Origin of the sequence: Actinocatenispora thailandica (assembly GCF_016865425.1) — a bacterium.
GTDB classification, from domain to species: domain Bacteria; phylum Actinomycetota; class Actinomycetes; order Mycobacteriales; family Micromonosporaceae; genus Actinocatenispora; species Actinocatenispora thailandica.
This window is the reverse complement of the sequence record NZ_AP023355.1, coordinates 3,998,180-4,011,222: the sequence shown is the minus strand read 5'-3', so window position 1 is coordinate 4,011,222 and position 13,043 is coordinate 3,998,180. Positions and strand designations below refer to the sequence as shown.

The window sequence follows — 13,043 nt, the reverse complement described above, 5'->3', positions numbered from 1 at the left end:
GCCTGCCCCGAGAGCCGGCACCGTCGCGACAACGGTGTCAGAAGTCGAGCGATTCTTATACAGAGAGTGATTGTGAGTTGTCCTCGCGTTCATGTGGGGTAGCGCACCAGCTGATCAGAGCCTAGATGGCGGTCGATCGTGGTTACTCGGCGTACCGTTACTGTCGGTAGCCGATGCTGGTGCACGACCCCCTGGTGCACGAGCGCGGTGCGGTTGGTGCGGGACCCCCTGGCGCACCAGCCTGGTACGAGCGGTTGGTGCGGGACCCCCTGGCGCACCAGCCTGGTACGAGCGGTCGGTGCGGAACCCCCTGGCGCACCGGCGGACCCGGTGGCTGGTGTGCAACCCCCTGGTGCACCAGCCGGGTACGAGACGGACGGCCCGGCGCATCCCCCGCGCCGGGCCGTCCGTCGTTTCCGCGGCGCGTACCGCGGTCCCGAACTCAGCCGACCGCCGCGGCGGGCACCGGGGCCGGTACTCCGGCCGCGAAGTCCCAGAACCCGTCGTGATGCCGGTAGCAGACGCCGCAGCGGCGGCAGAACGCGGCGAAGTCGGTCCAGTCCAGCCTGCCCCGGCAGGCCGGGCACGCCATCCGCGCGGCGAGCCCCCGGGTGTGCGGCTGGGTCTGCTCCGGCACCGGTCGCAACCGCGGCCGGGCCGGCTCGCGGCGGCGGGCCAGCACGAACTGGCTCGGTCCCCACCAGCCACGGCCGACCCGCTGGGCGACCGCCTCGATGCCGGCCACCGGTGCCTGCAGCGCCGCGGTGGCCCGGCGTGGCAGCCACTGGTCCCAGCGTCGAAGGTTGTTCACGCTGGCCACCGGCGTGGTGTCCCAGCCCAGCGCGTTCAGCGAGCCGCGCACCGCGCCCAGGTGGTACAGCCGGAACGCGCCCGCGGTGGTACCGGTGAGCTGTGGCTCGGCGTCGTCCAACCGCACCCCCGAGCCGTACCGCAGGGCACGCAGCCGGGCCAGCAGATGGTGCTTGATCGGCACGTCCAGCAGCCAGCGCGCCCGGATGGTGCGGCTCATCTCCGCCAGGTACCGGTCGAGGTCGGGCAGGTGGTGCAGCACCCGGACGACCATCGCGGCGTCGAACGCGTCGTCGACGAACGGCAGCGCGCGCAGATCGGCGCGGACCAGGTGCAGTCGGCCCCGGTCGACCGCGGCGTAGTGCCGCGCCTCGGCGGTGCGCAGGTTGTTCGCCGAGTAGTCGACGAGCACCGCGTGCTCGGCGACGTCGGCGTAGTGCGCCAGGTTGCGGCCGAATCCGCCACCCAGGTCGGCGAACCACTCGACGTGGTCCAAGCGGGGTATCAGCCGGCCCAGGGCCCGCTGCTCGGCGTGCGACTCGTAGTCACGGCCCAGCCAGTAGCTGCGGTAGTCGTACCCGTTGCTGTCGTAGTCGGCCGGTTCTCGCCCATCCACACGGTGTGTCATGACCAATCCAGGCTCGGCGTTGATCGATCGGTACCGCGGTTCGTCGCGTCACCGATCGACGTCGGTCAATTGCGACTCGCGGTCGCGAGATTACCGTCCGATAACCCGGCGATCCGGTGGCCGCCGGTGCGTCACCTGCACGGCGGACCCGGCGCGCGGAGGGATCGGCGTTCCGATCCCGGGTGGGCGTGCGCCGGGTAGCGTGCCGTCGCACGCCCGTCCGGCAGGTACCGGTGACCGGCCCGTCACCGTCGGAACGCCAGCTCGCAGTCCGGCGCATTCCGACCCGCCGATTGTCTGAAAGCGCGCCGACAAATTGCGTCGCGCGGTCTTGTAGGCAGCCTTTGGCATAGTTTCAACTGGCCTGGTTGCCACATTGTTTTCCCAGGTCAGGATGATGTCAGCGAGCCCGGTTGGTTCGAGGAAAATCGTCGTTCGGGAGTTTTGGCGGAGCGAGTACGCGACATTCATCAAAGTCGACGCCGAGTGCAATAATCATATTCACGCACCATGGGGAACCGGTTGGCGCACCGGGCGCGAGTCGATGACGACAGGGGCGCTCCGGGCATTTCGCGAAGGAGGTTGCGGGATGCGCTTGCTTCTGGACAGGCGGGCGACGGTGGCCCGGGCGCCGACACCCGAGCCGCCGGCCGCGGGGGAGTTGCTGCCACCGGCGCCCCGGCGGGCGCTGGACGACGGCGGCACCAACCGGCGGTTCCGGCTGGCCGCCGGCTGTCTGGTGGTCGGCGCCATCGCGGTGCTCGGTGCGGTCCTGATCGGGATGCTCGGCGGCGCGGTCGGCGCCGCGCCGACGCTGGCCGGGGTGGCGGTGAGCGCCTTCGGCGCGGTCGTCAAGCTCTCCGCCCCGCGCCGCTGACCCGGCCCGCCGCCGGCCGGCGGCGAGGACGACGACGGCCCCGGTCCCGCAGGACCGAGGCCGCTCGTGTGGGGTGACTGATGGGACTTGAACCCACGACACCCGGGACCACAACCCGGTGCTCTACCAGCTGAGCTACAGCCACCATCGCACGCCGGGATCGGCGTGCCGGTTCATAGTAGCGGGTGCTGTGGTCGACCCGACTACGGGGTTTCGGGGTCCGTTTCCGGGCTCGCGGACAGCGACGCTGCGATCTGTTTCGCGGTGTCCACGTCCGGTCCCGGCGGTGGCACGAAGATCGCCTTCCGGTAGTACGCGAGTTCCCGGATGCTCTCCTCGATGTCGGCCAGCGCCCGGTGCGCCAGCCCCTTCTGCGGCTGGCCGAAGTAGGCCCGCGGGTACCACCGGCGGCACAGCTCCTTGACCGACGAGACGTCGACCATCCGGTAGTGCAGGAAATCGTCCAACCGCGGCATGTCCCGGGCGAGGAAGCCGCGGTCGGTGGCGATGGAGTTCCCACACAGCGGTGCGGTGCGCCGGTCCGGCACGTGGGTGCGGATGTAGTCGAGCACCGCATCCTCGGCCTCGGCCATCGACACGCTGGACGCGCGGACCTCCTCGGTCAGCCCGGACTTGGCGTGCATGTCCCGGACGACCTCGGTCATCGAGTCCAGCAGGGCGTCGTCGGCCTTGATCACGATGTCCACACCGTCGCCGAGCACGTTCAGCTCGGAGTCGGTGACGAGCACCGCGACCTCGATCAGCGCATCACGGCGCAGGTCGAGGCCGGTCATTTCACAGTCGATCCAGACGAGGTGTCCTGTCACATCGCACACCCTATGCCGTCCGCGATCGGCCGGCCCAGCTCCAGGTGCGTGTCGGCCGGTCGCGGACCGTCCGGCGGCCCGGTCAGACCCGCTCGGCGAGGACCTGCTGGAGCACCGCGGCCTGGCTGTGCTCCGGGTCCTTGGTGGCGGTGAGCAGGGTCAACGTGCCGTTACGGGCGATGCCGGAGAGCCGTTCCAGGGCCGCCGACCGCTCGGCGTCGGTCAGCTCACCCCGGTAGCGGCGGCTGAACTCCTCGAATCGTTCGGGTATGTGGGCGTACCACATCCGCAGCGCATCGGACGGAGCCACCACCTTCTCCCATTCGAAGTCGGCGTCCGCCTTCGCGACGCCACGCGGCCAGAGCCGGTCGACCAACACGCGGGTGCCGTCGGTGCTGGCCGATTCGTCGTACACGCGCTTGACCTCGATCATGTCTACAGATCTTTGCGTGCCAACCGGCCCGATGGGCCGAAATCGGCGGGATCGCCGCCGCGGCGCGGCCTTGCGCCGGTTTCGCGGTCTCGCCGGCCGCCCGGGTACGAGGCCGGGCCCGAGGGCGGGTCCGACGGCCGGGGCCGGCTGACGGCCGCGGGGATCCGGTCGTGTCCACGCATTGGTTGCTGAAAGCGATTTTCTTGACCTGTACCCATCGTGATTGTAATTTCCGAAACGGCGTCGGTATCGGGCCGGCCGGGTGGAATGTGGGTGAGGGTCGATGAGACGACGCGCGTTGCTGTCGGCGGCGGCCGGCACGGTGGCGGCCGGCGCCACCACGATGGGCGCCGGCGCCGCACCGGCCGCGGCACATCCGGGCGGGCACAAGCAGGTGCGTACCGGCCTGCAGAACCTGATCGACGACGGCTGGAAGGCACTCGCCGGCGGGAAGGTCGGCATGGTCTCCAACCCGACCGGTGTCGACTCGTCGTACCGGCATGCCGTCGACCTGATGGTGGCCGGTGGCACCGTCGACATCGTCGGGGTCTTCGGGCCCGAGCACGGCTTCCGCGGCTCGGCGCAGGCCGGCAGCTCCGAGGGCACCAGCACCGACCCGCGCACCGGCCTGACCGTCTACGACGCGTACGGGGCGAGCCAGGACGACTGGGCGTCGATGTTCCGCAAGGCCGGCATCGACACCGTCGTCTACGACATCCAGGACGTCGGGGCCCGCTTCTACACCTACATCTGGACGTTGTACGACTCGATGGTGGCGGCGGCCCGGCTCGGCCTGCGCTACGTGGTGCTGGATCGACCGAATCCCTGTGGCGGCAGGGCATTCGGCCCGATGATGACGGCCGGCTACGAGTCCGGGGTGGGCAAGAAGGAGATCGTCCAGCAGCACGGGATGACCACCGGCGAGCTGGCCCGGTTCTACAACGGCGAGTTCCTGCCGGCCGCCGCCGGCCGGCCGGTCGAGCTGTCCGTGGTGCGGGTGAGCAACTGGCGCACCGACCAGCTCGGCACCGACCTGACCTACCTGCCGTGGGTGCTGCCCAGCCCGAACATGCCGACCCAGACCTCCGCCCTGGTCTACCCGGGTACCTGCATGTTCGAGGGCACCAACGCCGCCGAGGGGCGCGGCACGACCCGGCCGTTCGAGCTGATCGGCGCGCCCTACCTCGACTATCACTGGACCGACCGGCTCAACGCCGCCGACCTGCCCGGCGTGCGCTTCCGCGAGGCCTACTTCACCCCGACCTTCAACAAGTACGCCAACACCCTGTGCAACGGCACCGAGGTGCAGATCGTCGACGCCGCCCGGTACGACCCCATCGCCACCGCGGTCACCATGCTGGTCGAGGCGAAGAAGTACGACGGGTTCGCCTGGCGCTACGACGACTACGACCCGGTCCGGCCGTACTGGGTGGACAAGCTGACCGGTTCGCCCCGGCTGCGGACGATGATCGACGACGGCGCGAGCGCGTCGGAGGTGGTAGATGCCTGGTCGAGCGAATTGTCGGCGTTCCGCGCCCGGCGTCGTCGCTACCTGCTGTACTCCGGTCCCGGACGATGAGTTTTACTGAGCGCCGGCCGAGGTGTACCAGCATCGGTGTCGGAGCGCAACCGTCGACTGCGACACTGGTCCCAGCACCGGCTGACCGAGCCGTCGGAGAGATCGAGGTGCCTCGCCAGTGTCCAGGACTGCCAACGATGCCGCGCCCGGCGGCCTGATCGTTCATGTCAGCGGGCTGCTGCCGGCGCTGTCGCCGGCCGAGCAGCGAGTCGCCCGCCTGGTGATCGCCGATCCGGCCGCCGCCGCGCGGCAGACCATCACCGAGCTGGCGTCGGCCGCCGGTACGTCCGAGGCGACGGTGATCCGGTTCTGCCGCTCGGTCGGCATGAGCGGCTACCCGCAGCTGCGGATCCGGCTGGCGGCCGAGGCGGCCCGCCGGGTCGAGCCGCCGGACGCCCGGGTGGTCGGCGGCGACATCCCGCCGGGCGCGGACATGGCGCAGATCATCGCGACCATCTCGTTCAACGACGCGCGGGCGGTCGAGGAGACCGCCGAGCAGCTCGACGTCGCCGCCTGCGAGCAGGCGGTGGCGGTGCTGTCCGCGGCCGGCCGAGTCGACGTGTTCGGCGTCGGCGCGAGCGGCTCGGTGGCCGCCGACTTCCAGCAGAAGCTGCACCGCATCGGCCGGACCGCGTTCTACTGGCCGGACACGCACACCGCGCTGACCAGCGCCGCGCTGCTGGGCAAGGGCGATGTCGCGCTCGGCATCTCGCACACCGGTACCACCACCGACTGCGTCGACGTGCTCGGCCAGGCCCGCCGGCAGGGCGCCACCACGATCGCGCTGACCAACTACCCCCGGTCGCCGATCGCCGAGGTGGCCGACGTGGTGCTGACCACCGCGGCGCGCGAGACCACCTACCGGTCGGGCGCGATGGCGAGCCGGCTGGCCCAGCTGACCGTGGTGGACTGCCTGTTCGTCGGCGTCGCGGCGAAGAACCGCACCCGCACCAAGCGCAATCTGGAGGCCACCGCCGAGGCGGTCGCGTCCCGCCGCGCCACCGCCAACCGCCGTCGCGGCTGACGGACCGGCGGCGAACCGACCGGCCCGCCGCGAGCGCCGTGCCCAACCCGGCCCAGTCCCGCGCGGCGGGGAAAGCCCCCGGGTAGGGTGCGCCGAACCCGGCCCAGCCCCGCGCGGCGGGGCCAGCGACTCCGTGCGGGGGTGCACCGAACGCGTTCAGCCCCGCACGGCGGGGGCCAGCGGCTCCGGGCGGGGTGTGCCGAACGCGCTCAGCCCCGCGGACCGCGGTCGATGCGGATCATCGTCTCCTCCAGCGTCGCCGGCACCGACCGGACCTCGGCTCGGATCCCGGCGCGCGCCAGGACCGCGCGCACGTCCGCCGGATCGGTGTCGGCCAGCCGGACCCGGCGACCGGCGAGGGTCACGGCGAGCCGCGCCGCCTCCAGCGCGGTGAAGGAGGCCGCCCAGTCGCCGCTCAGCACCTCGCACGCGGTGGTACCGGCGACGATCTCGTCCTCGGTTCCGGCGGCGACCAGGCGACCGGCCGACAGCAGCACCAGCCGGTCGCACTCCTGCGCCTCCTGCAGGTGGTGCGTGGTGACCAGCACCCCGGCGCCGGACTCGGCCTGCTCGTGCACCGTGTCCCAGAGCCGGGCCCGGGACAGCGGGTCCACCCCGGACGTCGGTTCGTCCAGTACCAGCAGGTCGAGACGGTGGTGCAGGGCGGCCGCGAACGCGAGCTGGCGCTGCAGCCCGAGGCCGAGGTCGGCGACCAGCCGGTCGGCGACCTCGGCGAGCGGGCCGGTCGGTACGGGTGCCGCGCCGGCCCGGAACGCCGCCGCGGCGAACGCCAGGTTCTCCCGCACCGTCAGCGTCGGCCACAGGCCGAGCCCCTGGGGTACGTAGCCGAGCCGGCCCCGGGTCGCCCGGGACGGCGTGCGGCCGAACACGCTCACCGTCCCGGAACTGGGCACCACGAGGCCGAGCAGCATCTTCAGCAGCGTCGTCTTCCCGGCACCGTTGGCGCCGAGCAAACCGACGATCTCGCCAGCCGACACCGACAGCGACAGCTCACGCACGGCGGCGAGCGGGCCGTAGTTCTTGCTCACCGCCCGGGCCGCGACCAGCACCGGGGCACTCATCCGGTACCGCCGATCCGCCGGGCCGGGCGAGCGTTCGGTACGGGTCGGGGGCGCGGACCGCTCCGGCGGCGCCGGGGCCGGTCTCGCTCCGGTCGGCCGCGCATCGAACCGGGCGGCCAGCGTCGCCGCGATGACCGCGTCCTCCAGGTCGGGGCGGACGCGCCGGTCGCCGGGTCGCGGCGGGCCGGGATGCCAGCCGCGCCGCTGGCGGCCACGTCGCCAGCCGACCGCCCGGTCGGCCGGCGGCCCGGACCCGAACGGCGCGGTGACGGTACCGGGTGCCGCCGCGACGACCTGGTCCGGCGTCCCGGCGGCGATCGGTCGGCCGGCGTCGAGCACCAGGACCGAGCCGGCGCGCTCGGCCTCGTCCAGGTAGCTGGTGGCCATCGCGACGGCGGTACCGTCCGCGGCGGTACGCGAGATCAGCCGCCACAGGTCGATCCGGCTGACCGGGTCGACGCCGGTGCTCGGTTCGTCGAGGACCAGCAGCCGCGGCCGGTGCAGCAGCGCGAGGCAGAACGCGAGCTTCGCCCGCATCCCGCCGGACAGCCGCGCCGCCGTCCGGTGGCGCGCGTCGGCCAGGCCCGCCGCGGCGAGCAACTCGTCGCGGCGCCGCGCCAGCTCGCCACCGTGCAGCCGGTACGCGGCGGCCACGAACGCGATGTTCTCGGCGACGGTCAGCTCGGCCCAGACCCCGGCCGCGCCGGTGGCCAGGAAGCCGCACTCGGCCGGCACCGGTGCGCGCACCTGGCCGGCCGCCGGGCGTACCGCCCCCACCAGCGCGCGCAGCAGCGTCGTCTTGCCCGCGCCGTCGCCGCCCACGACGGCGGTGACCGTTCCGCGCGGTACCGGGAAGGTCACCTCGGACAGCGCCGGCCGCCCGCGGTAGGCGACGGTGAGCCGGTAGGCGCCCCAGTCCGCACCCGCCGCCGCGGGAGCGCCCGAACCCGCCGCCCCGGCACCGCCTGCGCCGTCGGCGGCCGGACCGGCACCGCCCGCCGAGCGGCCGGCCGGGGTCATCGCGCCGCCACCTCGCCGGCCACGTCCTGCTCGCTCGGCGCGCCCGGCATCGCCGGCGCGAGGTCGCGGCGGAACCGGAGCACGGCGGCGCCGAAGACCAGCACGGCCATGCCGGTCAGGACCAGCAGCGGCAGGGCCAGCGAGGCGAGCGAGGCGTCCCGCAGCATCACGCCGTTGGCGATCTTGTTGAACCAGGTCAGCGGCAGCAGGTAGCCGATCCAGCGCACCCCGGCGGCCATCGACTCCAGCGGGAAGATCATCCCGGACAGCAGGATCTGCGGCAGCATCACCATCAGCGCGAGCTGCATCGCCTGCCCCTGGTTGCGCGACACGGTCGAGATCAGCACGCCGACGCCGAGCACCACGAACAGGAACAGCGCCGCGCCGAGGGCGAACACCGCGACGTTGCCGGCGAACGGGACCCCGAACAGCAGGCAGCCGAGCACGGTCACCAGCACCATGTCGAACGCGGCGAGCGCGAAGTACGGCACGATCTTGCCGGCGATCACGTCGGCCGGCCGGAACGGCATCACCGCGAGCTGCTCCAGCGTGCCGGCCTGCCGCTCGCGGACCAGCCCGATCGCGGTGACGATGGTGCCGACGAACGCGAGGATCATCCCGACCAGCGACGGCACCATCACCCAGGACGTCTCGAGCCGCGGGTTGAACAGCACCCGCGGGGTCAGCAGCCCCGCGGTGCGGCCGGCCGCGGCCACCGCGGCCTGCGCGGCGAACAGGTTCGAGCCGTCCACGTACGCGACGTTGCCGGCGGAGCCGGCCACCACCACGACATCCGCCCGGCGGTCGCGCAACCGGGCCCGTGCCCGGCTCGCATCGCCGCCGGGATCGACCGTGGCGACGTGGTACGGCGCGGGCAGCCGGCCGGCGACCTGCGCGGCGTTCGGCCCGTACACGTCGGTGTCGAGGCGGTCGACGTGGAAGCTCGCCGCGTACCCGAAGATCACCAGCAGCAACACCGGCAGCCCGATGATCATCGCCATCGTCCGCTTGTCCCGGCGGAGTTCCAGGAACTCCTTGAGCACCATCGCCCGCATCCGCGCAGTCCTTGTCCGGCCGGCGGCGACTGCGGTCGGCCTTGCTCGGCGCACCCGGGGCGACGCGCACCCCGGTCGGATCCCCTGTACAGCACGGTAATCGCGACCGGCGGGCAATTCAACAGCCGATGAGTTTTCGCTAGGCTCGGGGCATGACCGACCGCCCGACCGGCCGCCGGCGCCCGGTCGGGCGCCGGCCGGGGGAGCAGCGCACCCGGGAGCAGATCCTGGACGCGGCGCGCGAACAGTTCGCCGCGCACGGGTACACGGCCGCCACGATGCGCCGCGTCGCCGCCGCGGCCGACGTCGACCCGGCACTGCTGCACCACTACTTCGGCACCAAGTACGACCTGTTCGCGGCCGCGATGCAGCTGCCGGGCGAGGTACGGCAGGCGATCGGGTTGCTCGCCGCCGGCGACCGGGCCGACCTCGGCGCCCGGCTGGTCCGGCTCTACCTCGGGCTCTGGCAACACCCGGCGAGCAACCGTCAGTTACGGGCGTTGGTCGCCTCGGTGCTCTCCCACGACCAGGCGGCGCGCACCCTGCGCGAGGCGCTCAGTGCCGAGGTCCTCGGCCCGCTGGTGGCCGGCGCCGGCGGGGACCGGGCGGCGCTGCGGGCCACGCTGGCCGCCTCGCACCTGGTCGGCCTCGCCCTCGCCCGGCACGTACTGGCGATCGAACCGCTGGCCTCCGCCGACCTGGAGGACCTGGTGCGCTGGGTGGGTCCGGTCGTCCAGCACTACCTGACCGGCCCGCTCGACCCGCCCGGTGCCCCGCTGGGGTGACCGTCCCCGGCCGGCGGTCTGGTGGCGCCGGGCGGGGCATCCGCCCGGCGGCTGCGGACGCGACCGTGCCGCGTGCCGCGTGCCGAAGCATCCCGGGTCGGCGTCGATTCGGTCTTGCGGGCTGCGCGAAATCACCACAGAACCTACGATCAACGGGCACTTCCCATCGGTACGGGCACCGCCGAGGAGGCACCGATGAGTACTCGTCACTGGTGGTCGAACGGCCGCGCAGCCGCCGCCGGTGCCGCCGCGGTGGCGGCCCTGCTGCTGGCCGGGTGCGGCTCGTCGCACGACGACGCGTCCGGTTCCGGCAAGGGCTCCGCCGGCCACGCGTCGCACGCCGGCAGCCCCACCCCGAGCGGCGGCCTGCACGTCTCGGCCGGCTCCGGATCGTCCGGCAAGTCCGGATCGTCGGGGAAGACCGGCTCGGGCGGCCCGTCGTCCGGCGGTCAGGGTTCCGGGGCCGGCTCGACCGCGGCTTCCGGTGGCGGTGCGGTACCGGCGTCGAAGCGGTGCCGGCCCGGACAGGTGAAGGCGACCGTACGGCCGCTCGGTGCCGCCGCCGGCACCCACCATGCCTCGATCATCCTGACCAACACCGGTGCGAGCTGTCAGTCGTCCGGCTACGTCGGCCTGCAGCTGGTGTCCGCGACCGGTGGCAAGATCAGCACCTCGGTCACCCACGACACCGCCAAGCGGCCGAGCACCGTGACGCTCAAGGCGCACGCCAGCATGTACGCCGCGGCCAGCTGGGGCGCGGTGGCCGGCAGCGGCGAGTCGCAGACCGGCAACTGCGAGCCGCCCCCGCACGGGCTGCGGGTCGCGCTGCCCGGCGTTTCCGGGTCGGTGCGAGCCGGCTGGTCGTACGGCCCGGTCTGCGGCCACGGCGCGATCACCGTCGCCGCCCTGGCGGCCGGCTCCGGCCCCACCGCGGGCGGCTGACCCGCCCTCGCGCCGGCTCGTGTCAGCCGACCGCCGGGAGGGCCCGCAGGGTCGGCTGGTGCCGCACCCCGGCCCAGGAACGTCTCCCGGACCCGGCCCAGGCCCGGACCCGGCCCACGCTCGGCTCGGCCCGGACCCGGCCCAGGCCCGGCTCGGCCTGGACCCGGCCCAGGCCCGGCTCGGCCCGGTCCGGGTCCTCCGGCGCCGGAGTCGCGGTCACGGGCTGTCGGTGAGGTCCTCTTCCCAGTACTCGTTCGGCGAGCGCACCGCGGCGTCGACACCGGTGCCGTGCACCTGCTCCTCGCGCCGGCGCAGGTCGACCCGGCGGATCTTGCCCGAGATGGTCTTCGGCAGCTCGGCGAACTCCAGCCGCCGTACCCGCTTGTACGGCGCCAGGTGCTCCCGGGCGTAGCGCAGGATGTCGCGCGCGGTCGCCGCGTCGGGCGCCGCCCCGGCGGCGAGCACCACGTACGCCTTGGGGACGGCGAGGCGGACCGGGTCGGGGCCCGGCACCACCGCCGCCTCGGCCACCGCCGGGTGCTCCAGCAGCACGCTCTCCAGCTCGAACGGCGAGATCTTGTAGTCCGACGCCTTGAACACGTCGTCGGCCCGCCCCACGTAGGTCAGGTAGCCGTCGGCGTCCCGGCTCGCCACGTCGCCGGTGTGGTAGCGCGCCCCGCGCATCGCCTCCGCCCCGCGCTCCGGGTCGTCCCGGTACCCGGTCATCAGCGCCACCGGCCGATGGTCCAGGTCGATGCAGATCTCGCCCTCCACCCCGGGGTCGGTCACCACCGCGTCGGTCGCCGGGTCGACCAGCATGATCCGGTAGCCGGGCAGCGGCCGGCCCATCGAGCCCAGCTTGAGCGGCGCGCCCGGCGGGTTGCCGATCTGGCAGGTGGTCTCGGTCTGGCCGTACCCGTCCCGGATGGTGAGCCCCCACCCGCGCCGGACCTGCTCGATGACCTCCGGGTTGAGCGGCTCGCCGGCGCTCGCCACCTCGCGCAGGCTCAGCCGGGCGGCGGACAGGTCGGCCTGGATGAGCATCCGCCACACGGTGGGCGGGGCGCAGAAGGTGGTCACCGCCGCGTCGCGCAGCACGCCCATCAGCGCTGCCGGGTCGAACCGCTGGTAGTTGTAGACCAGCACGGTCGCGCCGGCGTTCCACGGCGCGAACAGGTTGCTCCAGGCGTGTTTCGCCCAGCCCGGCGAGGAGATGTTCAGGTGCACGTCGCCGGGCTGCAGCCCCAGCCAGTACATCGTCGACAGGTGCCCGACCGGGTAGCTCTGGTGGGTGTGCTCGACCAGTTTCGGCTGTGCGGTGGTACCGGAGGTGAAGTAGAGCAGCAGCGGGTCGGTCGCGGCGGTCTCCGGCTCCGGCGGGCTGCCGGGAAACCCGTACGCGTCGGCATAACGCAGCCAGCCCTCGACCGGTTCGCCGACCGCGATCCGGGTGTAGGAGCCAGGCACGTCGGCGAACTTCGCCGCGTCGGCGGCGCGGGCCACCACGTGCCGTGCCTCGCCGCGGTGTATCCGGTCGCGCAGGTCGGCGGGGCCGAGCAGGGTGGTCGCCGGGATGACGACCGCGCCGAGGCGCATCAGGGCCAGCAGCGTCTCCCACAGCTCGATCTGGTTGCCGAGCATCACGATGACCCGCTCGTTGCGGGCGACCCCTTCGGTGGCCAGCCAGGCGGCCAGTTGGGTGGACCGTTCGCTCAGGTCGGCAAAGGTGAGTTCGGTGTCGCTGCCGTCCTCCTCGACGACTCGCAGGGCGATCTGGTCGGGCCGTTCCGCCGCCAGTACCGCGTCGAACCAGTCGCGGGCCCAGTTGAAGCCGGTCAGCGCCGGCCAGTGGAAGTCGCGGTAGGCCTGCTCGTAGTCCTCGCGGTGGGCCAGCAGGAAGTCTCGGGCCGCGCGGAATAACGCCGTGCCGTCACCGGTTGGAGTGGTCGTCGTCTCACTGTGTGCCATGCGCGCCCCTCTC

12 protein-coding genes and 1 tRNA gene are annotated in these 13,043 nt (G+C 73.1%); 5 read left to right on the top strand and 8 right to left on the bottom strand.

What is annotated here, in order from left to right; all coding sequences use genetic code 11:
• Window positions 1–442: 442 nt before the first annotated feature.
• Window positions 443–1,438 carry a class I SAM-dependent methyltransferase gene (locus Athai_RS17885; RefSeq protein WP_203962531.1) on the bottom strand — a complete coding sequence of 332 codons (996 nt, stop codon included), beginning with the start codon at window positions 1,436–1,438 and terminating at the stop codon, window positions 443–445.
• A gap of 589 nt (window positions 1,439–2,027) precedes the next feature.
• Here Athai_RS17885 and Athai_RS17880 point away from each other — a divergent pair.
• Complete coding sequence (locus tag Athai_RS17880) at window positions 2,028–2,315, top strand: hypothetical protein (RefSeq protein WP_203962530.1); 288 nt, start codon at window positions 2,028–2,030, stop codon at window positions 2,313–2,315.
• Window positions 2,316–2,384: 69 nt separating this feature from the next.
• On the opposite strand, the gene Athai_RS17875 is transcribed toward Athai_RS17880, so the two are convergent.
• From Athai_RS17875 to Athai_RS17865, 3 genes are all read right to left on the bottom strand, one after another.
• A tRNA-His gene (locus Athai_RS17875) sits at window positions 2,385–2,460 on the bottom strand.
• A 58-nt stretch (window positions 2,461–2,518) separates the two neighbouring features.
• The gene (gene orn / locus Athai_RS17870) at window positions 2,519–3,142 is read right to left on the bottom strand and encodes an oligoribonuclease (RefSeq protein WP_203962529.1); all 624 of its coding nucleotides are present in this window, start codon (window positions 3,140–3,142) and stop codon (window positions 2,519–2,521) included.
• 82 nt (window positions 3,143–3,224) lie between these two features.
• Entirely contained in the window at window positions 3,225–3,575 is a 351-nt protein-coding gene (locus Athai_RS17865) for a DUF488 domain-containing protein (protein WP_203962528.1), read from the bottom strand.
• 283 nt (window positions 3,576–3,858) lie between these two features.
• On the opposite strand from Athai_RS17865, the gene Athai_RS17860 reads away from it, so the two are divergent.
• Both Athai_RS17860 and Athai_RS17855 read left to right on the top strand, forming a co-directional pair.
• On the top strand, window positions 3,859–5,154 hold the full coding sequence (locus tag Athai_RS17860) for an exo-beta-N-acetylmuramidase NamZ family protein (RefSeq protein ID WP_203962527.1): 1,296 nt from the start codon (window positions 3,859–3,861) through the stop codon (window positions 5,152–5,154).
• 118 nt (window positions 5,155–5,272) lie between these two features.
• The gene (locus tag Athai_RS17855) at window positions 5,273–6,178 is read left to right on the top strand and encodes a MurR/RpiR family transcriptional regulator (protein WP_203962526.1); all 906 of its coding nucleotides are present in this window, start codon (window positions 5,273–5,275) and stop codon (window positions 6,176–6,178) included.
• A gap of 209 nt (window positions 6,179–6,387) precedes the next feature.
• On the opposite strand, the gene Athai_RS17850 is transcribed toward Athai_RS17855, so the two are convergent.
• Together Athai_RS17850 and Athai_RS17845 are read right to left on the bottom strand one after the other, a co-directional pair.
• Complete coding sequence (locus Athai_RS17850) at window positions 6,388–8,280, bottom strand: ATP-binding cassette domain-containing protein (RefSeq protein ID WP_203962525.1); 1,893 nt, start codon at window positions 8,278–8,280, stop codon at window positions 6,388–6,390.
• Window positions 8,277–9,335, bottom strand: a complete 1,059-nt coding sequence (locus Athai_RS17845; protein WP_203962524.1) for an ABC transporter permease — start codon at window positions 9,333–9,335, stop codon at window positions 8,277–8,279. Before Athai_RS17845 ends, Athai_RS17850 begins: the two co-directional genes overlap by 4 nt.
• 152 nt (window positions 9,336–9,487) lie before the next feature.
• Here Athai_RS17845 and Athai_RS17840 point away from each other — a divergent pair, with 152 nt between their 5' ends.
• Entirely contained in the window at window positions 9,488–10,120 is a 633-nt protein-coding gene (locus Athai_RS17840) for a TetR/AcrR family transcriptional regulator (RefSeq protein ID WP_203962523.1), read from the top strand.
• A gap of 195 nt (window positions 10,121–10,315) precedes the next feature.
• Window positions 10,316–11,062, top strand: coding sequence for a DUF4232 domain-containing protein (locus tag Athai_RS17835; protein WP_203962522.1), 747 nt, complete (start codon window positions 10,316–10,318; stop codon window positions 11,060–11,062).
• A 22-nt stretch (window positions 11,063–11,084) separates the two neighbouring features.
• On the opposite strand, the gene Athai_RS17830 is transcribed toward Athai_RS17835, so the two are convergent.
• Window positions 11,085–11,282, bottom strand: coding sequence for a hypothetical protein (locus Athai_RS17830; protein ID WP_203962521.1), 198 nt, complete (start codon window positions 11,280–11,282; stop codon window positions 11,085–11,087).
• On the bottom strand, window positions 11,279–13,030 hold the full coding sequence (locus tag Athai_RS17825) for an AMP-binding protein (protein WP_203962520.1): 1,752 nt from the start codon (window positions 13,028–13,030) through the stop codon (window positions 11,279–11,281). Before Athai_RS17825 ends, Athai_RS17830 begins: the two co-directional genes overlap by 4 nt.
• Window positions 13,031–13,043 lie beyond the last annotated feature (13 nt).

What these genes read in the sequence shown, in the direction of transcription:
- Athai_RS17840 (WP_203962523.1), top strand. Translation starts at nt 9,488, where the DNA reads ATGACCGACCGCCCGACCGGCCGCCGGCGCCCGGTCGGGCGCCGGCCG.
- Athai_RS17860 (WP_203962527.1), top strand. Translation starts at nt 3,859, where the DNA reads ATGAGACGACGCGCGTTGCTGTCGGCGGCGGCCGGCACGGTGGCGGCC.
- Athai_RS17825 (WP_203962520.1), bottom strand. Translation starts at nt 13,030, where the DNA reads ATGGCACACAGTGAGACGACGACCACTCCAACCGGTGACGGCACGGCG.
- Athai_RS17845 (WP_203962524.1), bottom strand. Translation starts at nt 9,335, where the DNA reads ATGCGGGCGATGGTGCTCAAGGAGTTCCTGGAACTCCGCCGGGACAAG.
- Athai_RS17885 (WP_203962531.1), bottom strand. Translation starts at nt 1,438, where the DNA reads ATGACACACCGTGTGGATGGGCGAGAACCGGCCGACTACGACAGCAAC.
- Athai_RS17835 (WP_203962522.1), top strand. Translation starts at nt 10,316, where the DNA reads ATGAGTACTCGTCACTGGTGGTCGAACGGCCGCGCAGCCGCCGCCGGT.
- Athai_RS17865 (WP_203962528.1), bottom strand. Translation starts at nt 3,575, where the DNA reads ATGATCGAGGTCAAGCGCGTGTACGACGAATCGGCCAGCACCGACGGC.
- Athai_RS17850 (WP_203962525.1), bottom strand. Translation starts at nt 8,280, where the DNA reads ATGACCCCGGCCGGCCGCTCGGCGGGCGGTGCCGGTCCGGCCGCCGAC.
- Athai_RS17880 (WP_203962530.1), top strand. Translation starts at nt 2,028, where the DNA reads ATGCGCTTGCTTCTGGACAGGCGGGCGACGGTGGCCCGGGCGCCGACA.